Here is a 25,332-nt window from a genome sequence, read left to right as displayed (position 1 = left end):
ATGAGAGCGATATATTTGGATTGTTTTTCAGGACTGAGCGGCAACATGCTGCTCGGTGCGTTCCTTGCGGCGGGAATGCCGCTGGAAACGCTGGAAGCCGAGCTGCGCCGCCTGCCGATGGCGGAAGAGTTTCGTTTGAAGGTCAGTTCCGTGAAGAAGAACGGCATCGCCGCGACGTATGTCGACGTCGAGCTTTTGGGCGAAGGTCATGAACACGAACACGCGCATGAGCATAGCTGCGAGCATGACCATGGCCATGCAAATGAAGGAGCTGTGCCTTTGCATGAGCACAGCCATGAACACCATCACCGCACGATGCGCGATGTGCGTGCGATTCTTGAACGCTCGTCGCTTTCTGCTGAAGTCAAGGAGACGAGTCTCAAGATTTTCGGCGTTCTCGCGCAGGCGGAGGGCAAGGTGCACGGCATGATGCCGGAGGACGTGCATTTCCATGAGGTCGGCGCTGTCGATTCCATCGTCGACATCGTGGGAACAGCGATCTGCCTCGACTATCTTGAAATCGAGAAGATCTTTGTTTCCCGTGTGAATACGGGAAGCGGCACCGTGCATACGCAGCACGGGCTTATGATGGTGCCCGCGCCCGCGACGGCGGAACTACTGCGCCTTTTCCCCACCTACCATGAAGGCGCGGCGAAGGAATTGACGACGCCGACGGGTGCCGCCGTTCTCGCCGCACTCGCTGAGTTCTCCGATCATGTGCCCACAGATCTTCTGACAGAGTGCATTGCCTACGGTGCGGGCACATGGGATCTCGAACTGCCGAACGTCGTGCGGCTCTATATCGGCGAGTGCAAGGGCGGCGGCAAGCGCGATCTCTCGCTCATTGAGACGAATATCGACGACATGGACGCGCAGCTCTTCGGCTATGTGAGCGAGCGCCTCTTCGCCCTCGGTGCGCTCGACGTCTGGACGACGCCCATCTACATGAAGAAGAATCGCCCGGCGCACATGCTGTCTGTCCTCGTGGCGGAAGACAAGAAGGCGCAGTGCCTTTCTCTGCTCTTTTCGGAGACGACGAGCATCGGCATGCGCGTGCTGCACGTCGATGAGCGCGTCGAGGCTGTGCGCCATACAGCGCTCGTCGATACGCCGCACGGCAAGGTGCGCTGCAAGGTCAGCGCCTACGGCGGCAAGATTGTCTCACTCTCGCCCGAGTATGACGACTGCCGTGAGATTGCTGCGCGTGAGGGCATTCCTCTGAAGCGCGTGCGCCAAGAAGCGCTCGACGATCTGCGCGAGCGGCTTGGCGAATGATGGAAAAGGAAAAGGAAAAGGAAAGGGAAAAGGAGGAAACACTCTCCTACCTGCTGCAGTCCTACGGCTCTGCCGCCGTCGCCCTGTCGGGCGGCGTCGACAGCGCCGTTCTGCTCATGGCGGCGGTGCGCACGCTCGGCGCGGCGCATGTCGCCGCCGTCACCGCTGCGTCCGAGCTTTTGGCTGAGGGGGAGCTAGAGGACGCGAAGCGATGCGCATCTCTTGCGGGCGTTCCCCTGACGATTCTGCCGGCGGACGACCTCGCCTCGCCCGACGTCGCAAGGAACGACGAGCGCCGCTGCTACTACTGCAAGAAGCGCCGCTTTGAAATGCTGATCGCATGGGCAAAGGAACATGGCTTCCGACGCGTTCTCGATGGCACGAATGCTGATGATGCGGGAGACTATCGCCCGGGACTCGCCGCGATAGAAGAGCTTGCCCCTTTCGTCGCCTCGCCATTGAAGGAAGCGCGGTGGACGAAGTGCGACATACGCGAAGCGGCGAAAGCGTGGGGCGTCCCCGTGTGGTCGAAGCCCAGTGCCGCTTGTCTCGCCTCGCGCGTCGAGTATGGTGTCGAGTTGACGAGAGAGCGCCTTCGTGCGGTGGAAGTCGCAGAAAATGCCCTGCGCCGTTACATTCATGGTCAACTTCGCGTGCGCTGCCACGACAGACTCGCACGCATCGAGATCGAGCCGGCCGAGTTCGATGTTTTCTGGCGGCATCGGGAAGAGGTGGAAGATGCTGTACGGTCGGCAGGCTTCACCTATGTGACGCTCGATCTTCGCGGCTACCGCATGGGCAGTCAGAATGAAGGTCTGGATATGGATTCTTAGGGAGTGTATCGCGTCAAAAAGAGGGATTTTCCTGCCGGATTTGTGGGATTTTTCTCTGATGACAGCGTTGAACCTAGGACTTTGGAGGATATTCTTGACAGGACATGGGAAACAGCATACAATAGGAAAGTATAGTTTTTAGCCACATACGAAAAACATATCATAGAAGGAAGAGTCAAAGAAGAGTCTTGGCGAATCCTGAACGACCTAGGAGGTGTTAGTTATCATTGAGATAGTTTTGGCGGTCATCCTCTCGTTGGTCGCCGGCGTGGGCGGCGGTTATCTGCTGCGCAAGAGAGCTGCGGAGGCGCAGATCGGCTCTGCCGAAGATGAGGCGAGGCGGATCGTTGCCGAGGCGGAGGCCAAGGGCGAGTCCAAGAAGAAAGAGGCTTTGCTTGAGGCGAAGGAGGATATTCATCGGCTCCGCCAGGAGCTTGATCGCGATACAAAGGATCGGCGCAGTGAGCTGCAGCGGCAGGAACGCCGCATTGTGCAGAAGGAAGAGAATCTCGACCGCAAGCTCGATTCCTTGGAGAAGAAGGAAGAAGTCCTCTTGAGCAAGGAAGCGAAGATCGACCGCACGCGCGCGTCCATCAATGAGCTTCGCGACAAGCAGAAGGAAGAGCTGGAGCGCATTTCGAGCCTGACGGCGGAGGAAGCGCGCACGATGCTCCTGACGGAGGCGGAAGAAGAGCTCAAGCACGAGAAGGCTCTGATGATCAAGGATTACGAGCAGCAGGCGAAGGATGAGGCGGACAAGCGTGCGCGCGACATCGTTTCACTTGCCATCCAGCGCTGTGCTGCCGATCAGGTGGCGGAGACGACGGTTTCCGTGGTCTCGTTGCCGAACGATGAGATGAAAGGTCGCATCATCGGACGCGAGGGGCGCAACATCCGCACGCTTGAGACGCTGACAGGAATCGACTTTATCATCGACGATACGCCCGAGGCTGTCATCCTTTCGGGTTTCGACCCGGTGCGTCGCGAAGTGGCTCGCATCGCACTGGAGAAGCTCGTGACAGATGGGCGCATCCATCCGGCGCGCATCGAGGAGATGGTCGAGAAGGCAAAGCGTGAGGTTGACCAACGCATCAAGGAAGCGGGCGAGCAGGCGACGTTTGAAACGGGCGTACACGGGCTTCATCCCGAGCTTGTGAAGCTCCTCGGACGTCTGCGCTATCGCACGAGCTACGGACAGAACGTGCTCAACCACTCGATCGAGGTCGCTCATCTCGCTGGCGTCATGGCATCGGAGATCGGCGCTGACGTGATGCTCGCAAAGCGCAGCGGTTTGCTGCACGATGTGGGAAAGGCGGTTGATCACGAGGTCGAGGGATCGCATGTGACGATCGGCGCCGATCTTGCGAAGAAGTACCGCGAGCACAAGGACGTGATCAACGCCATCCATGCGCATCACGGCGATGTGGAGCCGACGACGGTCGAAGCCGTGCTTGTCGCGGCGGCGGACGCCGTGTCGGCGGCAAGGCCGGGCGCGCGCCGCGAGAGTCTGGAAGCGTATCTGAAGCGTCTGACACGTCTCGAAGAGATCGCCGAGTCGTTCGATGGCGTCGACAGTTGCTTCGCCATCCAGGCGGGGCGTGAAGTGCGCGTGATGGTCAAGCCCGAGAAGGTCGACGATACGGCATCGGTAGCGCTCGCGCACGACATCGTGAAGAAGATCGAGTCGGAGCTTGAATATCCGGGTCAGATCAAGGCGACGATCATTCGCGAAACGCGCGTTGTTGATTACGCCAAATAGTTGTATAATAGGGGTGTTGGGAGGATGCTTCTCAGCACCCTTGGTTTTTAGAAAGCGCGGCGCAAGGCGTACCGCGAGTATTCTGGCTGTGATTAGGGAAACGAGGTGTTTGCTTTGGGCAGATTCATGACAAGTGCGAAGAAGCCGAACAAGGATGGGATCAATCTGTTGGTGTCCATTCTCGTCTGTTATCCGGAGATCGGCATGGTGAGCTATGAACCGGAAAAGGAGGCTCTGTACTTCTCCTTCACCCTGACGAAGGTTCCTCCGCGGCAGGAATTCGAGGAGACGGCGGCGTTTCTTGAGGAAAGTATTCTCACATACCACGACCTTGAAGGGTTGATTCCGGGGGAGATTGATTTTTCCCTCGAAGGGCAGGGGAATACGGCGTTCTTTCGTGTCCTGCGCGATGTCCGCACGCTTTCCCGTGGCGAGATCGCCCTTCTGGCAGACCTCATGTACGAACGCTTCGGCGACGCACTCGTTTCCGATGAGACGCGCGACGGCTACGAGGAGGACAACTTCCTGCGCGAGGAGGCGATCGACCATATCATCGGCAGCCTCAAGGGCAGTCGCATGTCTGACCGCATGATCGGCATCCGCGAGGAAGGCCGCGTTATGGTGTTCAATAAGTAAGCCGTCCGGCAAAAAGAAAATATGACGCAAGCGGCAGGAGTGCCGCTTGTCGTTTGTTGAAGGCGCGTGAGTACGAGAACGTGTCCACAAGATTCGTGCCCGTGGGGAAGACCTCGGGCGCACGAGAGGTGGTTATGTTTTGAGAGTCATGCTGGTTGGAGATGTTTGCGGCAGAGCGGGCAGGGAGGCGTTCAGTCGCTTCACACCGGGAATCCGCAAGGAAAAGGCGGTGGACATCGTCATCGTCAACGGGGAAAATTCTGCGGGGGGCAAGGGGTTTACGCGCAAGTCGCTCGATGCGCTCTACCATGGGGGCGCCGACGTCGTGACGTCGGGCAATCATGTCTGGGACAAGAAGGACGTTTTGGAGTTCATCGACGACGAGCCTTTTCTCATCCGCCCCGCCAATTACCCAGACGGAGCGCCGGGGAAAGGCTATTGCATCTATCCCCATCGCGCGAAGAACATCGCCGTCATCAATATGTCCGGCCGCGTCTTCATGCCCGACATGGATTGTCCGTTTCAAAAGATCGAGGGAATCCTGCGCGAGATTCGTGACGAGGCGGACGTCATCTTTCTCGATTTCCATGCGGAGGCGACTTCGGAGAAGGCTGCGATGGGCTGGTATCTCGACGGACGCGTCAATGCCGTCGTCGGCACGCATACGCATGTGCAGACGGCGGATGAGCGCCTTCTGCCGGGTGGTACCGCCTATATCACGGATCTCGGCATGACGGGGCCGTGGGACTCGGTGCTCGGCGTGCGCGTCGACCGCGTGCTGGAGAAGTTTACGACGTGCCGCCCCGTGCGCTTTGAGGTGGCGGAAGGTCCTGTCGTCTACAGTGCCGTGATCGTCGAGGTGGACGATGCGACGAATCGGACGCTATCCATCGAGCGCATCATGAAGAAGGGCTAGAAAAGTGCGGATAAAATGAAGATGGGCGGCTGAATTTATCCGTGCTTCCTTGTCAGCAGGATTTTTCTTTTTTGTATAGAATACATGGAGAGATAAGTTGTACGGTTCTTCTGATAATGAATGAAAAATCTGAATCGGCAGAAAGACGCTGCAGGGATTTTGGGAGGGAAGGCGATCATGGAAGTCTTGAAGGTTTCAGCGAGGTCGAATCCGAACGCTGTCGCGGGGGCTTTGGCCGGAGTCATTCGGGAATCAGGCGCGGCCGAGATGCAGGCGGTCGGTGCAGGCGCCCTGAATCAGGCCGTCAAGGCAATCGCCATCGCGCGCGGCTTTGTCGCGCCGCACGGCATCGATCTCGTCTGTGTTCCTGCTTTCGCCGATATCGAGATCGACGGCGAGGAGCGCACGGCGATCAAGCTCATCGTGGAGCCGCGTTGAGGGCTTTGCATGGGTTCAGCAAGGGAGTGAGGTTCCAGTGTCCAGCGATCTGCATACGCATACGTCATATTCCGACGGAAAGATGACGCCCGAGGAACTTGTGGCGGCGGCGAAGGAAGCGGGGCTTCGCTACATCGCAATCACGGATCATGATACCGTGGACGGCGTCACGCATCTTTATGAGGAAGGGCTTTTGCCTGCGAAGGGCATCGGCATCATACCGGGCATTGAGTTCAGCGCCCATCATGAAAAACGGGAAATCCATATCCTCGGCTACAATGTCGACATCTATCGCCGCGATCTCCTCGACCGTCTGAACGATGTGGGAGAGGCGCGTTGGAGTCGCTTCGCTGAGATGGTGGAGAAGCTGCAGGAGCTTGGCTACGGCATTACGGAAACGGATGTGCTGAAGGTAGCAGGCACGAGCAAATCCATCAGCCGCTCGCACATCGGACGGGCGCTCGTGCTCAAGGGCTGTTTTTCCAGCGTGCGCGAGGCGTTTGACGCCGTGCTTTCCAAAGGTCGTCCCGCTTATGTCTCACACTATCGCTTAGAGCCGGAAGAAATCGTCGCGCTGATCAAGAATGCGGGCGGTACGCCCGTCCTCGCTCATCCGAAACTTGTCGGCGACGACGCGCTCGTAGAGCATGTGCTCGACCTCGGCATCGAGGGCATCGAGGCGTTTTATCCGCAGCACGATACGGTCGATACGCAGCGCTATCTCGGTATGGCAGAGCGCCGTCATCTGCTCGTGACGGGCGGCTCGGACTTCCACGGCTTTGCTTCGCGCTATCCGCAGGAACTCGGCATCTTCACGGTGGAGGATTCGTTCGCGGAGAAGCTGTATAAGCCGAGAATGAACCTTTAGAGAGGTCGAGTTTCCTTTTTGTAAGGATTTCGCAGGAAATTCCCTCGCTTTAGTTTCTTAAAGAAGCAGGAGAGAAAGATATGGACGTCATAGCATTCGTAGGCCCGAGCGGCACAGGCAAGAGCCACCGCGCCTTGCTCGTGGCGCATCAGCATCAGGCGGACGCTATCATTGATGATGGCATCCTGATCAAGGACGGCAAGATTGTCGCCGGCTCTTCCGCCAAGATGGAGAAGAGCAAAATCATGGCGGTGCGCCGTGCCATCTTCACGCTTCCCGGACATGCGGAAGAAGTGCGCTCTGCTATCGCCGAGTGCAGGCCGCATCGCATCCTCGTTCTCGGGACTTCCGAGAACATGGTCTACAAGATCGCGCGCATACTGAAGCTGCCGACGATCGAACAGATCATCCACATCGAAGACATCGCGACGCAGCGTGAGATGCAGAAAGCGCGGGACAGCCGACTGAAGCAGGGCAAGCACATCATACCCGTTCCGACGATCGAGCTGAAGCCTCATGCTTCGGGCTTTCTCATCGATCCCATCCAGTCCTTTTTCCGCCGCAACCGCACGCGCCGCCGCAAACTCGGCGAGAAGTCCATCGTGCGCCCGGTATTCAGCTATTATGGCAAGCTCATTATCGACGATCTGGCAATCCGCGAGATGGTCGTGCGCATCGTACGTGAGAAGGAATACATTTCGAAGGTCGGTTCTGTGCGCGTGCGCCACGTCTGGAAGGGCGACGAGGATCGCGGCCTTGAGATTTCCTGTTCTGTCGTGCTGACCTACGGCAGCCATATTCCTACACTCATCAAGGAGACACAGCAGCGTGTGAGAACGAAGGTCGAATACATGACGGGGCTTTTCGTGCGCGAGGTCGACATCATGGTGCAGGCGCTTTATATCGAAGCGTAAGCTGTACGCACAACATTCGTTTTGTGGACGCTGTGCGCCGCCTGCTCATCGAGAAGAAAAGGCGCTCCCCTTACTCTTCGAGGGGGAGCGCCTTTTTCCATACTTTTGCGAGATCGTCGAAGCGCCAGCGCGCGTTGGCGGCGCTCGTCGAGGGCAGTGCATGAAAGGTGAGATCGTCGCGTTTTAGAAGTGGCTTGTTGGCACGGCGAAAAGTATCGGCCGATTTGCCGCCGTTCAGGCAGAAGGTGGAGAGGCGCGGATAATGCGCGAGGAGCGCGGTGAAGTCGTTGGGCTTTGCCGCGCGAATCGCTGAGTCCAAGCTGCCTTCGCGCTCGCACGAGGCGATGGAGTCCCAAAGCGCGATATGGTGGCGGAGCAGCATCTGAAGCCGTGCCGCATAGTCCTGCGGCGGCTCACCGCCCTCCAACAGATACGCCATGAGCCGCCAGAAGCGATTCTGCGGGTAGGCGTAGTATTGCTGCGCCCTGAGCGACGCCGCGCCCGGCATCGAGCCGAGAATGATATGCGTGCAGTTTGCGTCGATGCTCGGAGGAAAGCCGACGCAGGTGAAGGGAGAAGCGGGCATGAGCAGGACTCCTTTGCAGTGGAATTTGACGAATCTGCCTTTACGTCGTATAATAAGCGTAGAAAGGGTGCTACTGGTAACGGTCAGCCCGAGACAGTTTTAAAGGATTGAGAATCCCCGCCTAACTTTTGTCGGAGCAGGCGGGGATTCTTACGCTTTTAACGCTACGATGCAAATCGTAACGAGAAACACCAACGATAAAAAATCGTACAGGGTTATAAGCAGCGCCCTGCTGAGCCGTCCAAGAAGCAAGTCCAAAGGGCGCGGCTGATTGGCAAACGGCTCGTATGCGAAAACGTCCCAAGAATGCAAGCGCAAAGCGCGCCGCATGATTGGCTGACGTTGACCGCCAAGGAGGGCTAAGAATCGACCGCCACCGTTGTAGTAGCACCGTCTATATTATAGCACACATCCAATATTCATGGGAAGATTCCCGAAAAGGAAGCGCCTTAAGGAATTCTCCGATTCTTTCGACATAGAAATTGGAGGTGTTTTCTATGAACATGATCGAGAAACTTGGCGGACATGGCCTCGCATCTGCTGTAGGCGCGGTGCACAAGAAGAAGTCCGAGGCGGCACAGGATGCTTTTTCCGCCATCCTGCGGCAGATGGAAACGGGCGGCGGTGCGCCTCGCGGCGAAAATTCTGGCGATAAGAACGAGGAAGAAACGACGACCGTGACGAAGGTGATGGCAGACGGTTCCGTGCTCGTCACCGTCTATCGTGGGACGGAAATCATTTCGGAGAACAAGACGAAGGCAACGACTGCCGAGAAGGATTCAACGGTCATCAGCACGAGGACAGAGCACATTGGGGGCGTGAAAGAAGCTGAGTTGAACGGTCGAACTGGTGCTGCGAGCGGAGCGAGTGCAGCGATGCTTCTGCAGTCGTTGGGCTGAGGATAGCTTTCATAAGAGACGAAGCGAAGGGGCTGCCAAAAGGCAGCCCCTTGTCGTTCTCGCCGAAGTGCATTGACAAGCCATAAGTTTTGCGGTAGCATAGGCGGTGAATCAGTGTATTCATAATTTCATGAAGGACAGCGGAAAATCTCCGCTGTGGAGCAGGTACCCGCAAGGGTTTAAAAGAAAATCCGGATATGCCGGAGCGGTCCCGCCACTGTGAGGGGAGCGAAGCTGCAAGGATGTCACTGGGGCGTTGTCCTGGGAAGGCGCAGCCGAGCGATGAACCGAGCCAGGAGAACTGCCTGCTTGACAATCACCGTTTGACCTGCGATCGATGGGAAGGGGATTCTTCTGTGCCTGTGTGCGCCTTCGTGCCGCTGCAGGAGGGAGCTTTTCTCTTCGAGGGAGGAAGGCTCTTTTTTATGGATGATTTTCCTCGCAGAAAGTTGGATTTCACCGCTATCGAAGCTCTGTCACAGGCGGTGGGAGGAGGAAAGGGTTTGAAGAAAAGTTTCTTTGTCCTAGTCATAGTCGTCGTTTGCCTGCTGCTGACGGCGTGCCGTACAGCGCCGGAGGCGGCGCAAGGCGGTGCGGGAAGCTATACGGTCACGGACAGCCAAGGGACGGTCGTCACCGTGCCGGCAAAGCCGCATCGCATCGTCACGCTTTCGATGAGCACGGACGAGGTCATGCTCGGTCTCGTGCCGCCCGAGGATATGGCGGCGGTAAACGGCCTCCTCGATGACCCCGTAAGTTCGAATGTTGTGGAGCTTGCGAAGAAGGTGGAAAAGCGCGTCGGCAATCCGACAGTGGAAGAACTCGTCGCACTCTCGCCCGATCTCGTCATCGTGCCTGACTGGGGGGATCTCGCCATCGTGCCGTCGCTTCGTGAAGCGGGGCTTACCGTCGTCGTCTGCAAGGGCGCGAGGAATCTCGCCGAGATCAAGGAGACGATCGTGCTTCTCGCACAGGCGGCAGGCGTGTCCGAGCGCGGGGAGAAGCTCCTTGCGATGATGGACGAGCATCTCAAAGGCATAGAGAAGAAGGTCAGCGCCATCCCCGAGAGCGAGCGCAAGACCGTCGTCTTGATTTCCTTGATGTCGGGTTATGGCGGCATCGGCTCCAGCTTTGACGACGCCTGCCGTTATGCGGGCGTGAAGAACGGCAGGTCGGCGCTCGGCATCCGCGACGGGCAAGTCATGACGAAGGAGCAGCTCGTCGAGATCAATCCAGACATCCTCTTCGTACCGACGTACAATGACCATGGGAAATTCGACGTCGACAAGTTCCGCAAGGAATACTTCGACGACCCATCCCTGCAAACGGTCAAGGCCATCCGCGAGCATCGCCTCGAAGAACCGACGGAAGCCTACATCTACAACTGTTCGCAGGACTTCGTGCTCGGCGTGCAGGAAATCGCCTATTGCGCATACGGAGACGCCTTCGCCCAAGGGCGTGAAGAGCATCTCTCGGCGGTGGAATAGAAGAGTACTTTTATGTAATTTCAGGAGGATTTTTTCATGGACGCAATTATGACAGGCATAGAGTTTTTCCACAAGGGCGGCTCCATCATGTATGTACTGCTCCTTTGCTCGATCTTCGTCGTGACGATCGGCATCGAGCGTGCGATGTACTTTTCGCGCATGGACACAGGACGCGCCTTTACGCGGGAGTTTTATCAGTGCATGGCGAACGATGATTTTGCGGGGGCGAGGAAACTTGCCGAAGATCATCGCGGGGCGCTTGCCAACATTCTTTTCGGGGCGATGAAGCTCGTAAAGAAGGATTCGTCTCGCGTCTCCTCCTACATGGAGATTCAGTCGGGCATCGTGCTGTCGAAGCTTAGGAAGCGTCTCTATTATTTGAGCGTCATCGTGACGATGGCGCCGCTTCTGGGACTTCTCGGCACGATCAGCGGCATGATCTCGGCATTTTCCGTGTTCAACCTTCAGTCGGGACAGGCGACGGCGATCACGGGCGGCGTCGGCGAGGCTTTGATCGCGACTGCCATGGGGCTTTGTGTCGCCATCATCGCACTCTCCGTGCACGCGTACTTCACGCAGCGCATTGAGAGCATTGTGACGGATATGGAGCAGTGCTTCTCACTTGTCGAGGGTGCGAAGGATGCGCTTTCTTCCAATGAGGGGGCGGCGCGATGAGGCTCAGGGACAGGAGGGGCTTCGACAAGCCCGAGATCATCATCATCCCGATGATTGACATCATGTTCTTCCTTCTCGTCTTCTTCATGCTCAGCACGCTCTACATGGTGAATCTCAAGACTGTCGACGTCAATATGCCGAAGGCGGCAAACGTGGAAACGCAGATGCGCGTGACTTATGTCGTCACGATGAAGAAGGACGGCAGCCTTTTCCTTGAGGATCAGCCCATCGCGGAAAAGACGCTTCTTGAGCGCGCCAAGGCGGAGAATGCGAGAAACGGCAACTTCTCCCTCGTGCTGCGCGCCGACCAGGACATTGACTATGGCATGGTCTATGCGCTCCTCGACAAGTTCAAGGGGGCGGGCATCACGCGTTTCGGACTTGCCGGCGAAAGTGCAGGGGGCAAGTGACGTATGGAGAATACGAGAGATAAGTACAAGGCTCTCCTCGCGTCTCTCGGTGTGCATCTCATCATCTTTTTTATCGCGGCGGCTGTCGGCGTCTTTTCCATGGCGACGATGAAAGAGAAGAGCGATAACGTCGAGGTCGTCATCTATGACGAGGCGCAGGATGAGGGAAGCGAAGGCGGCGGCTCGCCGCCGCAGGTAGAAGCGGCGCCGGCCGTCGACGAGGTCGTGATACCCGACAAGACTTTGCCTCCGATCGATCAGAAGCCTCCCGAAGAGTCGGATAAGCCGAGTCAGAAGCGAGAAGCGCGTGCGGGCAATCCACTGGGACAAGGCGGTGAAGGAAAAGGCGTCGGCACGGGCATCGGCGATGGCAAGGGGCCGGGCACGGGCGGCACGGGGACGGGAGTCAGCCAGTCTGAGCCACCGCCTGAGCCGCCGCCCCCGCCACCTCCTCCGCCGCCCAAGGAGCGCATCGAGGCGAGCCTTCGCTCGGAAGCGCGACCTGACTATCCTCCTGATCTCATCGAGGAAGATGTCGAAGGCAGCGTTACGATCAAGATCTTCGTTGCGTCCGACGGCTCGATCGAAGATGTCGCCGTCATCTCGTCCTCGGGCTACGCCGAGATGGACAGTGCGGCGGTAGCGGCAGGCTACCGCTTCACGTTCAATCCCGGTGACGGCGGTGCGCGCGGCGTCTGGACGAAGACGTTTCATTTCCGTTTGAATTGAATTTATGAAAGAAGGATATATTTTGCAAAGCGAGAAGAAGAAGATGCTCACACTCGCCATCGCGGCTGCATTTATGGCGACATCCGCCCCCGCTTGGGCGGCGCAAATGCCGCAGCAGACGAGTGAGGCAGCAAAGGAAGAGTCTTCTGCTGCGCCAGTGGCAGCGGCAGAAGACGATCATGCGCTCGAAGATACCGTCGTGACGGCGACGCGCCGCGAAAAGCGCGACATTGACGTGCCGGCGGCAACCGTGGTCATCACAGGCGAGGCCATCAAGGAGAGCGGCGCCGCCGATGCGGCGGACGCGCTCGCCAAGGTCAACGGCTTCGCCTACAAATCCTTCGGCCCTTCCGGTGCTTCGATGGGAACGATGAACAACGAGCTGAACGTGCGCGGCTTCAAGAGCGGCACGCTCGTACTCATGAATGGCAGTCCCATCTCATGGCGCGGCAAGTACAACCTCGACCAGATCCCTGCCGACCAAATCGAGCGCATCGAGGTCGTCAAAGGCTCGGGATCCGTCCTCTACGGCAGCGAAGCGATGAGCGGCATCGTGAACATCATCACGAAGAAGGGCGCGAGCAATGCGGCGCATGTCGGCTTCGGCAATTTCGGACAGCGCCAGTACGGTGTGAGCGCAGGCGACGAGCGCTTCGGCGTCTACTACAATTACGACAAGTGGGGGCATCTGAACGGCCTTGCCGAGACAGATGTCATATCTGCGAAGTTCAACGGCTCGACGCGCACCGACTTGCGCGATGTGGAGAAGACGAGCGCGGGATTGACATATCATATCAATCCTCAGCTTGATTTCCTCTTCGGCTATTACAAGACGGAAGCGACCTATCTGCGCTTCGTCGACCGCGTGGATCGAACCTCCTCGGGCGTGCGCCTCGGCGACCCGTTCCATGCACGCACCTACACGACGGAGCAATACGTGAGTCAGCTCAATTACCATGATCATGCGTGGAAGGGCAGCCTCTACTTCAATACGGGGACGGTGGAAGCTAAGGGGCCGACAGAGATTTCGCGCACGGGTGCGAAAACGCCCGGCGATTGGTACAACACGCGTGAGCGCAATACGACGTACGGCGTCGATCTGCAGCGCACATGGAAGCCCGATCCGAAGGCGACCGCCGTACTCGGATTCAGTTTGGAACACGAACTCTACAAGGCGCTCCCTGCGCCGTCGACGAAGAACCCCGCGAGCTATATGCGCAACAACTGGGGCGTGTTCGGACAATGGGAGCAGAAGTTCACAGAGCGCGACACGGGCATCTTCGGCATGCGCGAGACGTGGACGACAGCGGCGATGCGCGATGAGAACTACCATAATTTCAGCGCTTCCGGTCAGTGGCTGCACAAGCTCGACCACGAAAACAGCCTCTATCTTTCCGTCAGCCAGTCCTTCGTCATGCCGAAGTTCGCGCAGATGTATGGTGCGAGCAGCCGACTCGTGCCCGCGCCGGATTTGAAGCCGCAGACGGGTGTTACCTACGAGATTGGCTGGAAGGCGAAGCACGCAGGGCATACATGGAAGGCGGCGCTCTTTCACATGGACGTGAAGGACAACATCACGGCGACATGGAAACCGCGGGATAATAGGTATCAATACACGAATGAAGATTTTCGCAACACGGGACTGGAACTTTCGTGCGAGACGCAAGGAAAGCACGGCTTTTCGTGGAACTGGGGAGTCACATGGCAGAACCCCGAGACGAAGGGCAGCAAGGGCACGGATTGGGAACGCACCTTTGGCAAGCTGCAGCTTACGGGCGGCGTTCTCTACAAGAGGGGCAAGTGGAGCTCGTCGCTCACAGGCTCTTACCTTGCAGGCCGCGTGCAGTCGCCTTCGAGCGAGCCGTCCTATGCGTGCAAGCCGTACTTCCTCACGAGTTGGAGCACGGCGTACCGTCCCGACGATAGAAGCGAGATACGCCTGACCGTGGAAAACGTGCTCGACCGCGCGGATGTGACTTCGCATACGGGTGCGAACTACCGCGTTGCGCCGACGAACTTCATGCTGAGCTGCAACTATACATTTTGAGGAGAGTTTCTGATTTCCCCGTGGATAGAGTGACTGGAAAAGGTACGGCAGAAAAACTTTGGGGAGGTGAAGCATAGGCACAGAAAAACGTAGATTGGCTGTTTTTACTGTTGTATAGGAGAAGGAGTGTATTTTCGTGAAGTTGAAAAAGATTGCCGCAAGTTTGCTGCTGGGCGCGACGCTCGCCGCTGGGAGCGCCGTATGCGGCGCGGAAGGGCTCGATTGGATCACGCCGCAGGACATGTCGCTCGGCGGCGTAGAGCCGGGGATGTCGCTCGACTATGTGGAGAGCATCTACGGACCAATGAAAGACGTGCAGTCGCATTACGTCGATCATCTCTTCGGCTATGGCGACACCGTGAAGATCGTGCCCTCGGCGGACGGCATGAGCGTGAAGTCCGTCCTCGTCAAGGGAAACAACGGCTGGGCGACGCCCGCAGGCGTGACCGTCGGCATGGACGCCTCGATCCTGCAGAAGATTTACGGCACGGGTGCAGTCGACTCGACGAAGCATAAGAAACACCGTATGCCGGGCTACGACTACTACACGTATTGGCAGACAGACAATCCGTTTCACTATCTGACCTTCGGCGTCAAGAATGGCAAGATCGCCTTCATCAAGGTCGGTTTGATGCAGAAATAAGATATGGAGATCCGCATAGAGATCTCGAAAAAATCGCTTGATGATGCCGTCGTTATTTCGCATCGTTTGTAAGGGAGGAACCCATCATGATGGAAAAGGAATGGTTGCTGAACAATCCACATCTGACGGCGGAAAAGATGAGCCCGATTGAGGAGCGCATCCCTGCGGCTCGCGCGGAGGTGCATGAAGGTCTTTCGCGTGCGAAAGGCATCCTCGGGGAAGAGGGCTACAAGAAGTACCTCGCGCCGCTGCAGAATCTCGCGAAGAGCGGCACGACGCTCCTCGTCACGGTGCGCACAGCGCGTGAGCGCACGATGCTCGTGAAGGAGTGCCTGCCTGCTTTGAAGGAAGCCTTCGGTGCAAACGTCGTCAAGGTCGTTGCCGTCTGATATGGGCGATGAGGAAATGCACACGCAGCAGTTGACGCAGGAAGAGCGCGAGCGGTATTCGCGCCAGATGCTGCTTGCGGGCGTTGGCGAGGCGGGGCAGCAGAAGCTTCTCGCCTCGAAGGTTTTGATTGTAGGCGCGGGCGGGCTTGGCTCGCCTGCGGCGATGTATCTCGTGGCATCGGGCGTCGGCGAGATCGGCGTTGCCGACGATGATGACGTCGACATCTCCAATTTGCAGCGCCAGATAGCGCATCGGTCAGCGGATGTTGGCAGGAAGAAGGCGGATTCGATGGCGAGAGCGCTTGCCGCGCTTAATCCCGCTGTGCGCGTTAACGTCTATCGGGAGAGATTCTCTGAGGACAATGCTGAGGATATTCTCTGTGATCGCAGCTATGATTTCGTTCTCGACTGCACAGATAATTTCCTTGCAAAGTTTCTCATCAATGACGCCTGCGTGCGTCTGCATAAGCCTTTTTCTCATGCGGGAATCACGGGATTCAGCGGGCAGATCATGACCGTCCTGCCAGGAGAAAGCCCGTGCTATCGCTGCATTTTTGAGGATGTGCCCGAAGAGGGAAGTGTGCCGACGAGCCGCGAAATCGGCGTTTTGGGCGCAGCGGTAGGCGTCATGGGATCTTTGCAGGCGGTCGAAGCCGTCAAGTATATTCTGGGCATCGGGGATCTTCTTGTCGGGCGATTGCTGATTTACGACGCGCTGACGATGAAGTTTCGTGAGGTGGAATTGCCAAAGCGGAATGAATCGTGCACGGCATGCAGGAACGCTTGATTGTGAAGAGATGAAGGAAAATATCGCAAGGCAGAGCGAGACGGCGAATGTACATGGCGATGTGCATTCGCCGCCTCGCTCACTTCTCTTCGGGCTTGACCTCTTGGATTTTCATAGTAAGCTATACGCACAAACGTCCACTTTGTGGACATTGTGCGCCGCCCTTACATGAAAAAGCCAATCGCTCTGCGCCCTTCGGGCTTGACCTCTTGGATTTTCATAGTAAACTACACGCACAAACGTCCACTTCGTGGACATTGTGCGCCGCCCTTACATGAAAAAGCCAATCGTTCTGCGCCCTTCGGGCTTGACCTCTTGGATTTTCATAGTAGAATAAGTAGTGACTTGTAAATCAAAGGAAAAGAGGCTTTCGCATGAAGAAAATCATATTGACAGGCGACCGTCCTACGGGGCGGCTTCATCTCGGACATTACGTCGGCTCGCTCAAGCGGCGCGTTGAGCTGCAGAATTCGGGCGAGTACGATGAAATATACATCATGATCGCCGATGCGCAGGCATTGACCGACAATATGGACAATCCTGAGAAGATTCGTCAGAATATCATCGAAGTCGCGCTCGACTACATGGCATGCGGACTTGATCCGGCGAAGACCGTGATGTTCGTGCAGTCCGAAGTGCCGCAGCTCTTCGAGATGACGGCTTACTATATGAATCTCGTGACGGTTTCGCGCCTGCAGCGCAATCCGACGGTCAAGGCGGAGATTCAGATGCGCAACTTTGAGACGAGCATCCCCGTGGGATTTTTCACCTATCCGATCAGCCAGGCGGCAGACATCACGGCGTTTCAGGCGACGACCGTCCCTGTGGGCGAGGATCAGGAGCCGATGTTGGAGCAGACGCGCGAAATCGTGCGCAAGTTCAACGAGGTCTACGGCGAAACCCTCGTCGAGCCGCAGAGCCTGCTCGCCTCGCAGAAGGCGGCGATGCGTCTTCCCGGCACGGACGGCAAGGCGAAGATGTCAAAGTCTCTTGGCAACGGCATCTACATCTCCGATTCGGCGGCGGAGGTGAAAAAGAAGGTCATGTCGATGTACACCGACCCCGACCATATCCGCGTCGAAGATCCCGGCAAGATCGAGGGCAATACGGTCTTCACCTATCTCGACGTCTTCTCGCGTTCCGAGCATTTCGAGAAGTTCCTGCCCGAGTACGAGAATCTCGACGCCTTGAAGGCGCACTACAGCCGCGGCGGCCTCGGCGACGTCAAGGTCAAGAAGTTCCTCATCGCGGTATTGGAAGATGAGCTGGCGCCGATCCGCGCACGCCGCAAGGAGCTTGAAAAAGACATCCGCGCTGTCTACGCCGTGCTCGCCGAAGGCAGCGAAAAAGCGCGCAAAAAAGCCGCCGCAACGCTCGAAGCGATGAAGGCGGCGATGAAGATCAACTATTTCCAAGACGAGGAATTGATTGCTGAGCAGGTAAAGCGGTTTACAAGCGAGGCGTAAGGGAAAAAAAGTTTTGTCATGCGGCGGTTTGATAATTCACGATGACGATTTCCGTCATGTTGTGGCGGACGTCTTGCGCAATGCGGAAAAGCTGCTGCATGACTTCAGTCGAGTAATAAGTTTCGCCGCATTGCTCGCAGATTTGTGAAGGGACATTGCGAATTACGATGACACAGTTTTCAAGATCGACCGTGAAAGTGGAGAAACCATCTTTTGTCGTTCCCTTGCAAAAAGTACAGTTTTTCATGTGAAGCCTTCCTCTTGACAAAGACGCCGAATTTCTTCAATTTTTATTTCGTCCATGTGCGGTTCTTCCTGTCTAGGTTAATATGTGCTTTTTTTCAGTATAGCACCTTTCTGTTTAATATAGAAGAGCGGTTATTGAAGATGCGTCCGAAGTGCTAGGAGGAATTTTCTTCTTGCACAGTGACAACATATATGCTATCCTATAGAGCATAACTTCAAATTGCAAATGCGTTGCAGAGGAATAGTAGGCGTCGTGGAATGGATAGAGAGCCGCTGGTTGGTGGAAAGCGGAGAGGAAGCGCCGTCGAACTCGCCTTGAAGCAGCTCGCTGAAACCGACATGGAGTAGGCGGAGCCGGTGCCTGACCGTTAGAGCAGGAGGATATGATGGTATCCGTTAAAGTGCGCGCTTCGGCGCGAAATTGAGTGGTAACACGTAAGCATTGCCTTTCGTCTCTTTGGGGATGAAAGGCTTTTTTTATGAAGAGGCATGTAGGAGGCGTTATTTATGAAGAATTTCACAAAGTACGAGAAGCAGTATTTTCTGCCGCCTGAGATAGATTTGAGCTGGCTCAAGAAGGAGCATCCGACGAAGGCGCCGACGTGGTGCAGCGTCGATCTGCGCGACGGCAATCAGGCGCTGATCATTCCGATGAGTTTGGAGGAGAAGCTGGAATTTTACAAGATGCTCGTGAAGATCGGTTTCAAGGAGATCGAGGTGGGCTTTCCCGCAGCGTCCGATACGGAGTTTGCGTTCCTGCGCCGCCTCGTAGAGGACGATCTGATCCCCGACGACGTGACGGTGCAGGTTTTGACGCAGGCGCGTGAGCATATCATCAAGAAGACGTTCGAAGCGCTCGACGGCGTGAAGAACGCCATCGTCCACGTCTACAATTCGACGTCGGTGCCGCAGCGCGAGCAGGTGTTTCACAAGTCAAAGGAAGAGGTCAAGGAGATTGCCGTCGAGGGAGCGAACCTCCTCGCGGAGCTTACGGCGAAGGCGGGCGCTGACTACCGCTTCGAGTATTCGCCCGAGAGCTTCACGGGCACGGAGCCGGAGTATGCGCTTGAAGTCTGCAACGCCGTGCTCGACGTCTGGCAGCCGAAGCCGGAGCGCCCTGCCATCATCAACATCCCCGTGACGGTGCAGCTTTCGATGCCGCACGTCTACGGTATGCAGGTCGCCTATATTTCGCAGAATCTCAAGTACCGCGACGCCGTCCGACTGTCCCTGCATCCGCACAACGACCGCGGCTGCGGCGTGGCGGATTCGGAGCTGGGCATCTTGGCGGGCGCGGAGCGCATCGAGGGCACGCTTTTCGGCAACGGTGAGCGCACGGGCAACGCGGACATCGTGACGCTTGCCATGAACCTCTTCGCGCTCGGCGTCGATCCCGAGCTGGACTTTTCCAACATGCCCGAGCTTGTCGAGCTTTACGAGCGCGTGACGCGCATGAGCGTCCACGCGCGTCAGCCGTATGCGGGCGAGCTGGTCTTCGCCGCTTTCTCCGGCTCGCATCAGGACGCGATCGCCAAGGGCATGAAGTGGCGCGAGGAGAAGCAGCCGAAGTTCTGGAATGTGCCGTACCTTTATATCGATCCGAAAGATGTCGGGCGCGAGTACGACGGCGACGTCATCCGCATCAACAGCCAGTCGGGCAAGGGCGGCGTCGGCTATCTCTTGGAGCAGAAATTCGGGCTTGATTTGCCGAAGAAGATGCGCGAAGATCTCAGCTATTTCGTCAAGGGCGTTTCCGATCGCGGACACAAGGAGCTTCTGCCCGAAGAGGTGCATGAGCTTTTCCAGAAGGAGTACGTCAATGTCGATGCGCCTGTGCGGCTCGTCGATTTCCTGCTGCGCAAGGCGCCGGATGGCATACGCGCGGGCGAGGTGCACATGGAAATCGAGGGCAAGCCCGTGACGTACCAGGCGCGCGGCAACGGCCGCCTCGACGCCATCAGCAACGCCTTGCAGGAAAATCTTGGCATTTCCTATAAAAATCTGACGTACAGCGAGCACGCGCTTGAAATCGGCTCAACTTCGCGCGCGATGGCATACATCGGCATTACGGCGGAGAACGGCAAGGTCACATGGGGGGCAGGAATGGATACGGACATCATCACGGCATCGGCAATGGCGCTCGTCAGCGCCATCAACCGCATGAAAGCGGGAAAATGAGGACACTTGCGACCATCGTCCTCACAAGTATCGTGACGACGTTTTTGCTCGCGGCGCTCTCTGCAGGCGCTTTCGTCTATGTTGTCGACGGCTACTTCGTCGACCTCGCCTTGGAGCGCGGCAGCGGCGGCGATCCGTTGGCGCCGCCCGTCATCGCCGCGAGTCTTTCCGACCCCAATGTCCATCTGCCGGAGAAGCCTGAGGCGAAGAGCGAGGATTGGACGCTTCGCTCCTTTGACGGACTGCATCTTGCGGCGACACACTTTTCGCCCGCTGCACCGAGTCATCGCTGGGTCGTGCTGCTGCACGGCTACGGGCGCAGTCAGGCAGATGCGTGGGATTATGCCGAAGCGTACATCGAGCACGGCTATCATGTCCTGACACCGGATTTGCGCGCTTCGGGCAAGAGCGAGGGCAAATATGTGACGATGGGAACGTTTGAAAGCCGTGATGTTGTCGCATGGGTTTCGCGCATCGCCGAGGTTGACCCTGCAGCGCGTGTTGTGCTGCACGGCGTTTCCATGGGAGGGGCGACGGCGCTTCTCGCGGCAGGGCGGGACGATGTGCCGCAGAACCTTGTCGCCGTTATCGAGGACTCGGGCTATACGAGTGCTGAAGATATGTTCGTGCGCAAGATGGAGAGCTTCAACCTGCCGGCATCCGTCATCATGCGCGGCATGGATTACATGAGCCGCGAGAAGACGGGCGCTGCGCTCTCTGACGCCTCGGCGCTCGACGCCGTGTGCCGCATGAAGGCGCCGACGCTCTTCATCCACGGCACGTCCGACCTGCTCGTACCTTACAGCATGATGCAGGAATTGGCGGCGGCGTCGAGCGCACCGCAGAAGGAAGTGCTGACGGTCGAGGGCGCGTGGCATGCGGCGGCGAAGGCGAAGGATCCGGAGAATTACTACCGCCATGTATTCGCCTTTGCCGATCGCTGGACGAATTGAGATTTGGACGGCGGGCGCTGCTTAGACTTTCGGCTTTGCGGGTGTTTTGCTGTTGGCGCGGTTTTTGCTGTAGGAAGGAATGAGTTTATGCGGGCAGTCGTGACGAGGGTGAAGGAGGCCGCCGTCTCCATTGACGGCGCAGTGACGGGCGAGATCAAAGAGGGCTTCCTCGTCCTTCTGGGCGTGGGGCCGGCAGACGGGGAAGAAGAGGCGAAGCGCCTCGCAGAAAAAATCTGCCGTACGCGCGTCTTTTCTGACGCGGCGGGCAAGATGAATCTCGCGCTCGAAGATGTCGGCGGCGCGCTCCTCGTCGTCTCGCAGTTCACGCTCTACGCCGACCTTTCGAGCCGCCGCCCGGGCTTTTCCAAAGCCGCGAAGCCCGCGATTGCCGAGCCGCTCTACGAGAGTTTCATGGCGCATTGCCGCGCTCTGGGATTTCGCGTCGAGCACGGCAGTTTCGGCGCAGATATGCAGGTCACATCGGTCAATGACGGGCCTGTGACGCTGCTTTTTGATACGGAGTGAGGAAAGCCCGCAGTTTGTCGGAACTGCGGGCTTTCCCTTTTGCAATCGCTGTCGTTTTCGTTTGCTACTTTTCGCTGAAATAGATTTTCCGTACATTGTTTCGCAAATCCTCCAAGTTGCTCGGGCGAAAGCGGATGTTGTAGCCGATGAAGAGGGGGGAGGTAGCGAATCTCGGCATGATTTTGGCGCGCAGGACACCCCGCTCCTGGTAAAAGAAGATGTTGTAACTGTTGCATCGCTTGTTGAAGTGGTGCATGAGATAGTCGACGGCAATCTGTATGTCGTCGGCTACGGTGTCCAGGGGTTCGTTCGTCTTGGGCACGACATTGAATTCGCTGAAGCCGATGCGCGGGCATGTCGCGATGTTGAAGTCGACGTCGTTTTTCTCGTGTATGGTCAGCCCCTCGAATTCCAAGGGGTCGAAGGTCAGGTTTTCGTTGAGCGAGTGGAAGCCGACGATCTGCATGTGGGGGTGACGCAGCGTACCGCCCGAGAGAGGGCCGAAATTCTTGAAGAAGATGACGGTCTCGTACTTTCCTGAATTCTGCATCTTTTGCCAGTGATGCACGCCGAAACGAATGAGGCGGTGCATGTGCTCGGCGGAATAGTCGGGCATGTCGGAGTGACAGACTTTGCTCTCGATGAGAACGAACTGGTCGGCGTCTTCGATGACGTTGTACTTGTTCTTGAGCAGCACGAGGTCGCCGTCCGTATCGACGATGCCCGAGAGATTTTCGCGGTCACAGAAAGGACACGGAGCGGTCTTGTTGATGATGTTTTCCGGCTTCTTCTTGCCGAGCGTCGTATTGAAACCGATGAGATTGATTTCCATAGAGAAGACACCTCAAGTTTTGTAACAAAATCGACCTAGTATATTTCCGGCAGAAATGGTATAATTCCTACGTTGAGCCTTAGGGTGCAGAAGATGCATCATTCCCCTTATTATATAGAAATTCGTACATTTTTGCAAAGCGGCTTTTCCATATCTCGGATTGCAGGGAAGAATCGACGAGGGGAATTGGGCAGTTAGGCGGTGTTTCGTATCAGCAGTCAAAAATCTACAGGCAAGAGCAAGGCGGAGAGTTTCCTCAAGGGAACTTTGATCTTGACGGTGGCAAGCTTCGTCGTGAAGGTCATCGGTTCCTTGAATTGGATTTTCGTTTCGCGCATCTTGGGCGGCGAGGGCATCGGGCTTTATCAGATGGCTTTCCCGATTTATTTTTTCGCCATGAGCATTTCGCAGGCGGGTGTGCCTGTCGCCATATCGATCATCACGGCGGAGCGCGTCGCCTTGAAGGACGTTTTCGGCGCACGGCGCGTATTCCGCATATCGATGACCTTGATGGTTTTTACGGGGCTTTTGTTTTCCCTTTTGACGTACTTTGGCGCAGGTTGGCTCATCGAGTGGCAGTTCATTCGTGATCCGCGCGCCTATATGGCAGTCGTGGCGCTCTCGCCGACGATTTTCTTCGTGACCTTGCTTGCAAGCTCGCGCGGCTATCTGCAAGGCTGGCAGCGCATGACGCCGACGGCGGTTTCGCAGATCGTCGAGCAGATCTTTCGCGTGCTCACGATGGTGCTCTTCGCGAGCCTTCTACTGCCGATGGGACTCGACTATGCGGCGGCGGGCGCGAGCCTCGGCGCGTTTGCCGGTGCTATCGGCGGACTTCTCGTGCTCGTCTACTATCATTGGAAGCTCGACAAGGACATCGAGCGTGAGTACGGCCCGAATCTTGCGCCGCCACAGGGGGAAGCGCCAGCGCCTCTCGGGGCGATCGTCCGACGCATCTTCTCACTCGCCCTGCCCGTGTCGGCGGCGAGCATCATGCTGCCGATCGTGTCGAACCTCGACCTTCTGATCGTGCCGCAGCGTCTTGAGGTCGCGGGCTATACGGTGCCGCAGGCGACGGAGCTGTTCGGCTACCTCACGGGCATGGCGGTGCCGCTCGTCAACCTCGCGACAATCCTCACGGCGTCCTTGGCGGTGAGCATCGTGCCGGCGATTTCGGAGGCGCGAGCTTTGAAGGACACGCAGCGCGTCTACAATCAAACGGCGGCCGCCGTGCGCATATCGAACTTCGTTTGCTTCCCTGCATTCGTCGTCGTGTTCGTGCTCGCGACGCCGATCTCGACGCTCATTTACAATGCGCCGGGCGCGGGTCCCGCCGTGCTCGTCTCGTCGTTTTCCATCGTGCTCCTCGGCCTGCATCAGGTGTCGACGGCGGTTCTGCAAGGACTCGGGCATCCGAAGATCCCGATGATCAACATGATTCTTGCCGCTGCCGTCAAGGTCGCCCTCAACTGGATTTTGACGGCGATCCCTTGGCTCGGCATCATGGGCGCAGCTTGGGCGACGGCGGCGGATATGGGGGTTGCCGCTGTCATCAACCTTTACTTCATCGGGCGTTACATCGGCTATCGCATGGAGCTGCTGCAGCTCTTTAAGACGATGGCGGCGGCTGCCTTCATGGCGGGCGCTGTGTATCTCTTCTACAGCTTTGTCATGAGTACGCTCGCCGTCAATGCCGTGGCGACCTTCGGCTCGGTGTTCGTCGGCGTCATCGTCTACGTCGCGGCGCTGATTCTCGTGCGCGGACTGCTCGAAGAGGATATGGCGCGCATTCCGTTCATCGGCTCTTTGAGCATTCGTTTTTTGCGCCGCATTGGCATTTTCCGCAGCGTTGAGGGGGCGAAGGGATGAGAAAGTTTCTGCTGATCTATAATCCTGTCTCGGGCAATGCATCGTTTAAGCAGCGGCTCGATGAAATGATCTGGCGCTTCCAGAAACTTGGTTGCATGCTTGTCCTCTACCGCACGGATCGCGAGCTTACGAATCTCGCGCTCTATGTGCGGGAATCCGAGGCCGAGGGGGTGCTTGTCGCGGGCGGCGACGGCACGGTGCATGAGGTCGTCAACGTGATCGTGCGTGAAAAACTTGCGGTTCCCCTGGCGATCATTGGCAGCGGCACGTCGAACGATTTTGCGACGTACCTCGGTCTTGCAGATGGCTTGGAAGCCTATATCGAACGCATCCTTGCGCACAAGACGATGCGCGTTGATCTCGGGCGCATCGGGGAAGAATACTTCATCAATGTTGCGAGCGCCGGCGTCATGACGAATATCGCGCATGAGGTCGATGTGCGACTGAAGAACACGCTGGGCAAGATGGCGTACTACCTGAAGGGCATCAGTGAACTGCCGAAGTTCCGGTCGGTGAAGTTTTCCATCGAGGCGGACGGCGAGATGCGTGAGGAGGAGGGCTTCCTCTTCGTCATCGCCAACAGCGGCATCGTCGGCAGTTTCAACAACGTGGCAGCGCACGCGAGCATCGATGACGGCAAGTTCGATTTGCTGCTCGTGAAGAAGTGCAGTCTGCCGGAACTCGTCGCTCTGACGGCGGAGATCGTTTCGGGCAGGGGAATTTCGGAGAAGAACGTGCTGTATTTGCAGGCGAGCGAGTTTCGCATCGCGGCGGATGCACCCCTTTTGAGCGATGTGGACGGCGAGCAAGGGCCGCCTCTTCCCATGCACGTCGAGGTTGTGCCGCGTGCGATCGAGCTTTTCATCTGAAGTTTGTGAAGCGTGCATTCGTAACCGTAAATCCGCAACGCGGCAGCCGCTCAAAAACTCTTGACGCTCCTATTGACAAAACCACAAGAGAATGGTATCATTT

The 25,332-nt window shown here is 57.3% G+C and carries 26 protein-coding genes, 1 riboswitch and 1 other annotated feature; of the genes, 23 read left to right on the top strand and 3 right to left on the bottom strand.

Features of this window, described 5'->3' with window-relative positions; translation table 11 throughout:
- The 8 genes from larC to SELSP_RS06995 all read left to right on the top strand — a co-directional run bounded on the left by larC (window position 1) and on the right by SELSP_RS06995 (window position 7,639).
- The gene (larC, locus tag SELSP_RS07030; protein ID WP_013740859.1) at window positions 1-1,275 is read left to right on the top strand and encodes a nickel pincer cofactor biosynthesis protein LarC; all 1,275 of its coding nucleotides are present in this window, start codon (window positions 1-3) and stop codon (window positions 1,273-1,275) included.
- A complete protein-coding gene (gene larE, locus SELSP_RS07025; protein WP_006191968.1) occupies window positions 1,272-2,108 on the top strand; it encodes an ATP-dependent sacrificial sulfur transferase LarE in 837 nt (278 codons plus the stop codon). The genes larC and larE overlap by 4 nt, the downstream gene beginning before the upstream one ends.
- Before the next feature lie 214 nt (window positions 2,109-2,322).
- Entirely contained in the window at window positions 2,323-3,867 is a 1,545-nt protein-coding gene (gene rny / locus SELSP_RS07020) for a ribonuclease Y (protein WP_006191971.1), read from the top strand.
- A 105-nt stretch (window positions 3,868-3,972) separates the two neighbouring features.
- Entirely contained in the window at window positions 3,973-4,503 is a 531-nt protein-coding gene (locus tag SELSP_RS07015) for a hypothetical protein (RefSeq protein ID WP_009646514.1), read from the top strand.
- 139 nt (window positions 4,504-4,642) lie between these two features.
- On the top strand, window positions 4,643-5,419 hold the full coding sequence (locus tag SELSP_RS07010) for a TIGR00282 family metallophosphoesterase (protein ID WP_013740856.1): 777 nt from the start codon (window positions 4,643-4,645) through the stop codon (window positions 5,417-5,419).
- A 177-nt stretch (window positions 5,420-5,596) separates the two neighbouring features.
- Window positions 5,597-5,857, top strand: coding sequence for a stage V sporulation protein S (locus SELSP_RS07005; RefSeq protein ID WP_009646475.1), 261 nt, complete (start codon window positions 5,597-5,599; stop codon window positions 5,855-5,857).
- Window positions 5,858-5,894: 37 nt separating this feature from the next.
- The gene (locus SELSP_RS07000) at window positions 5,895-6,725 is read left to right on the top strand and encodes a PHP domain-containing protein (RefSeq protein WP_009646380.1); all 831 of its coding nucleotides are present in this window, start codon (window positions 5,895-5,897) and stop codon (window positions 6,723-6,725) included.
- Window positions 6,726-6,805: 80 nt separating this feature from the next.
- A complete protein-coding gene (locus tag SELSP_RS06995; RefSeq protein WP_006191978.1) occupies window positions 6,806-7,639 on the top strand; it encodes an Asp23/Gls24 family envelope stress response protein in 834 nt (277 codons plus the stop codon).
- A gap of 70 nt (window positions 7,640-7,709) precedes the next feature.
- On the opposite strand, the gene SELSP_RS06990 is transcribed toward SELSP_RS06995, so the two are convergent.
- On the bottom strand, window positions 7,710-8,225 hold the full coding sequence (locus SELSP_RS06990) for a DNA-deoxyinosine glycosylase (protein WP_006191981.1): 516 nt from the start codon (window positions 8,223-8,225) through the stop codon (window positions 7,710-7,712).
- A 497-nt stretch (window positions 8,226-8,722) separates the two neighbouring features.
- On the opposite strand from SELSP_RS06990, the gene SELSP_RS06985 reads away from it, so the two are divergent.
- The 10 genes from SELSP_RS06985 (at window position 8,723) to trpS (ending at window position 17,757) form a co-directional block, all read left to right on the top strand.
- Entirely contained in the window at window positions 8,723-9,124 is a 402-nt protein-coding gene (locus tag SELSP_RS06985) for a hypothetical protein (RefSeq protein ID WP_006191986.1), read from the top strand.
- A gap of 146 nt (window positions 9,125-9,270) precedes the next feature.
- Window positions 9,271-9,447: riboswitch (cobalamin riboswitch) on the top strand.
- A gap of 180 nt (window positions 9,448-9,627) precedes the next feature.
- Window positions 9,628-10,611 (top strand): ABC transporter substrate-binding protein, encoded by a 984-nt coding sequence (locus tag SELSP_RS06980; RefSeq protein WP_013740855.1) that lies wholly within the window; start codon window positions 9,628-9,630, stop codon window positions 10,609-10,611.
- 36 nt (window positions 10,612-10,647) lie between these two features.
- Entirely contained in the window at window positions 10,648-11,286 is a 639-nt protein-coding gene (locus SELSP_RS06975; protein ID WP_006191989.1) for a MotA/TolQ/ExbB proton channel family protein, read from the top strand.
- A complete protein-coding gene (locus SELSP_RS06970; protein WP_006191990.1) occupies window positions 11,283-11,696 on the top strand; it encodes an ExbD/TolR family protein in 414 nt (137 codons plus the stop codon). Before SELSP_RS06975 ends, SELSP_RS06970 begins: the two co-directional genes overlap by 4 nt.
- A gap of 3 nt (window positions 11,697-11,699) precedes the next feature.
- On the top strand, window positions 11,700-12,425 hold the full coding sequence (locus SELSP_RS06965; RefSeq protein ID WP_006191993.1) for an energy transducer TonB: 726 nt from the start codon (window positions 11,700-11,702) through the stop codon (window positions 12,423-12,425).
- Window positions 12,426-12,429: 4 nt separating this feature from the next.
- Window positions 12,430-14,472, top strand: coding sequence for a TonB-dependent receptor plug domain-containing protein (locus SELSP_RS06960; protein ID WP_006191994.1), 2,043 nt, complete (start codon window positions 12,430-12,432; stop codon window positions 14,470-14,472).
- 136 nt (window positions 14,473-14,608) lie between these two features.
- Complete coding sequence (locus tag SELSP_RS06955; protein WP_006191996.1) at window positions 14,609-15,115, top strand: hypothetical protein; 507 nt, start codon at window positions 14,609-14,611, stop codon at window positions 15,113-15,115.
- A gap of 86 nt (window positions 15,116-15,201) precedes the next feature.
- Window positions 15,202-15,504, top strand: coding sequence for a hypothetical protein (locus tag SELSP_RS06950; RefSeq protein ID WP_006191998.1), 303 nt, complete (start codon window positions 15,202-15,204; stop codon window positions 15,502-15,504).
- Between the two features lies 1 nt (window position 15,505).
- A complete protein-coding gene (locus SELSP_RS06945; RefSeq protein WP_006191999.1) occupies window positions 15,506-16,291 on the top strand; it encodes a HesA/MoeB/ThiF family protein in 786 nt (261 codons plus the stop codon).
- A gap of 374 nt (window positions 16,292-16,665) precedes the next feature.
- Window positions 16,666-17,757 (top strand): tryptophan--tRNA ligase, encoded by a 1,092-nt coding sequence (gene trpS / locus SELSP_RS06940; RefSeq protein WP_006192008.1) that lies wholly within the window; start codon window positions 16,666-16,668, stop codon window positions 17,755-17,757.
- A 16-nt stretch (window positions 17,758-17,773) separates the two neighbouring features.
- Here the strand turns inward: trpS and SELSP_RS06935 are convergent, their stop codons facing one another.
- Window positions 17,774-18,004, bottom strand: a complete 231-nt coding sequence (locus SELSP_RS06935; protein ID WP_006192010.1) for a type II toxin-antitoxin system MqsA family antitoxin — start codon at window positions 18,002-18,004, stop codon at window positions 17,774-17,776.
- A gap of 221 nt (window positions 18,005-18,225) precedes the next feature.
- Window positions 18,226-18,463 (top strand) — a binding site (T-box leader).
- A gap of 47 nt (window positions 18,464-18,510) precedes the next feature.
- Here SELSP_RS06935 and SELSP_RS06930 point away from each other — a divergent pair.
- The 3 genes from SELSP_RS06930 (at window position 18,511) to dtd (ending at window position 21,659) form a co-directional block, all read left to right on the top strand.
- Entirely contained in the window at window positions 18,511-20,181 is a 1,671-nt protein-coding gene (locus SELSP_RS06930) for a 2-isopropylmalate synthase (RefSeq protein WP_006192013.1), read from the top strand.
- Window positions 20,178-21,134, top strand: coding sequence for an alpha/beta hydrolase (locus SELSP_RS06925; protein WP_006192014.1), 957 nt, complete (start codon window positions 20,178-20,180; stop codon window positions 21,132-21,134). Before SELSP_RS06930 ends, SELSP_RS06925 begins: the two co-directional genes overlap by 4 nt.
- Before the next feature lie 87 nt (window positions 21,135-21,221).
- On the top strand, window positions 21,222-21,659 hold the full coding sequence (gene dtd, locus SELSP_RS06920; protein ID WP_006192015.1) for a D-aminoacyl-tRNA deacylase: 438 nt from the start codon (window positions 21,222-21,224) through the stop codon (window positions 21,657-21,659).
- A gap of 64 nt (window positions 21,660-21,723) precedes the next feature.
- Here dtd and SELSP_RS06915 read toward each other — a convergent pair whose 3' ends face one another.
- Entirely contained in the window at window positions 21,724-22,491 is a 768-nt protein-coding gene (locus tag SELSP_RS06915; protein ID WP_006192017.1) for a DUF4931 domain-containing protein, read from the bottom strand.
- A gap of 201 nt (window positions 22,492-22,692) precedes the next feature.
- Between SELSP_RS06915 and SELSP_RS06910 the strand changes: the two genes are divergently transcribed.
- Together SELSP_RS06910 and SELSP_RS06905 are read left to right on the top strand one after the other, a co-directional pair.
- Window positions 22,693-24,360: a putative polysaccharide biosynthesis protein gene (locus tag SELSP_RS06910; protein ID WP_006192019.1), complete on the top strand. Its 1,668-nt coding sequence runs from the start codon at window positions 22,693-22,695 to the stop codon at window positions 24,358-24,360.
- On the top strand, window positions 24,357-25,229 hold the full coding sequence (locus SELSP_RS06905) for a diacylglycerol/lipid kinase family protein (RefSeq protein ID WP_006192027.1): 873 nt from the start codon (window positions 24,357-24,359) through the stop codon (window positions 25,227-25,229). The genes SELSP_RS06910 and SELSP_RS06905 overlap by 4 nt, the downstream gene beginning before the upstream one ends.
- The last annotated feature ends 103 nt before the right edge of the window (window positions 25,230-25,332 follow it).

Source organism: Selenomonas sputigena ATCC 35185 (assembly GCF_000208405.1).
GTDB lineage: Bacteria > Bacillota > Negativicutes > Selenomonadales > Selenomonadaceae > Selenomonas > Selenomonas sputigena.
Note: the sequence above shows the minus strand (reverse complement) of the source record. Positions and strands in the feature narration are given on the sequence as shown.

Bases quoted from the DNA above. Each gene is read 5' to 3' on its own strand.
- larC (WP_013740859.1), top strand. From the start codon at position 1: ATGAGAGCGATATATTTGGATTGTTTTTCAGGACTGAGCGGCAACATG.
- larE (WP_006191968.1), top strand. From the start codon at position 1,272: ATGATGGAAAAGGAAAAGGAAAAGGAAAGGGAAAAGGAGGAAACACTC.
- SELSP_RS07005 (WP_009646475.1), top strand. From the start codon at position 5,597: ATGGAAGTCTTGAAGGTTTCAGCGAGGTCGAATCCGAACGCTGTCGCG.
- SELSP_RS06995 (WP_006191978.1), top strand. From the start codon at position 6,806: ATGGACGTCATAGCATTCGTAGGCCCGAGCGGCACAGGCAAGAGCCAC.
- SELSP_RS06990 (WP_006191981.1), bottom strand. From the start codon at position 8,225: ATGCCCGCTTCTCCCTTCACCTGCGTCGGCTTTCCTCCGAGCATCGAC.
- SELSP_RS06985 (WP_006191986.1), top strand. From the start codon at position 8,723: ATGAACATGATCGAGAAACTTGGCGGACATGGCCTCGCATCTGCTGTA.
- SELSP_RS06975 (WP_006191989.1), top strand. From the start codon at position 10,648: ATGGACGCAATTATGACAGGCATAGAGTTTTTCCACAAGGGCGGCTCC.
- SELSP_RS06970 (WP_006191990.1), top strand. From the start codon at position 11,283: ATGAGGCTCAGGGACAGGAGGGGCTTCGACAAGCCCGAGATCATCATC.
- SELSP_RS06965 (WP_006191993.1), top strand. From the start codon at position 11,700: ATGGAGAATACGAGAGATAAGTACAAGGCTCTCCTCGCGTCTCTCGGT.
- SELSP_RS06960 (WP_006191994.1), top strand. From the start codon at position 12,430: ATGAAAGAAGGATATATTTTGCAAAGCGAGAAGAAGAAGATGCTCACA.
- SELSP_RS06950 (WP_006191998.1), top strand. From the start codon at position 15,202: ATGATGGAAAAGGAATGGTTGCTGAACAATCCACATCTGACGGCGGAA.
- SELSP_RS06945 (WP_006191999.1), top strand. From the start codon at position 15,506: ATGGGCGATGAGGAAATGCACACGCAGCAGTTGACGCAGGAAGAGCGC.
- trpS (WP_006192008.1), top strand. From the start codon at position 16,666: ATGAAGAAAATCATATTGACAGGCGACCGTCCTACGGGGCGGCTTCAT.
- SELSP_RS06935 (WP_006192010.1), bottom strand. From the start codon at position 18,004: ATGAAAAACTGTACTTTTTGCAAGGGAACGACAAAAGATGGTTTCTCC.
- SELSP_RS06930 (WP_006192013.1), top strand. From the start codon at position 18,511: ATGAAGAATTTCACAAAGTACGAGAAGCAGTATTTTCTGCCGCCTGAG.
- SELSP_RS06925 (WP_006192014.1), top strand. From the start codon at position 20,178: ATGAGGACACTTGCGACCATCGTCCTCACAAGTATCGTGACGACGTTT.
- dtd (WP_006192015.1), top strand. From the start codon at position 21,222: ATGCGGGCAGTCGTGACGAGGGTGAAGGAGGCCGCCGTCTCCATTGAC.
- SELSP_RS06915 (WP_006192017.1), bottom strand. From the start codon at position 22,491: ATGGAAATCAATCTCATCGGTTTCAATACGACGCTCGGCAAGAAGAAG.
- SELSP_RS06905 (WP_006192027.1), top strand. From the start codon at position 24,357: ATGAGAAAGTTTCTGCTGATCTATAATCCTGTCTCGGGCAATGCATCG.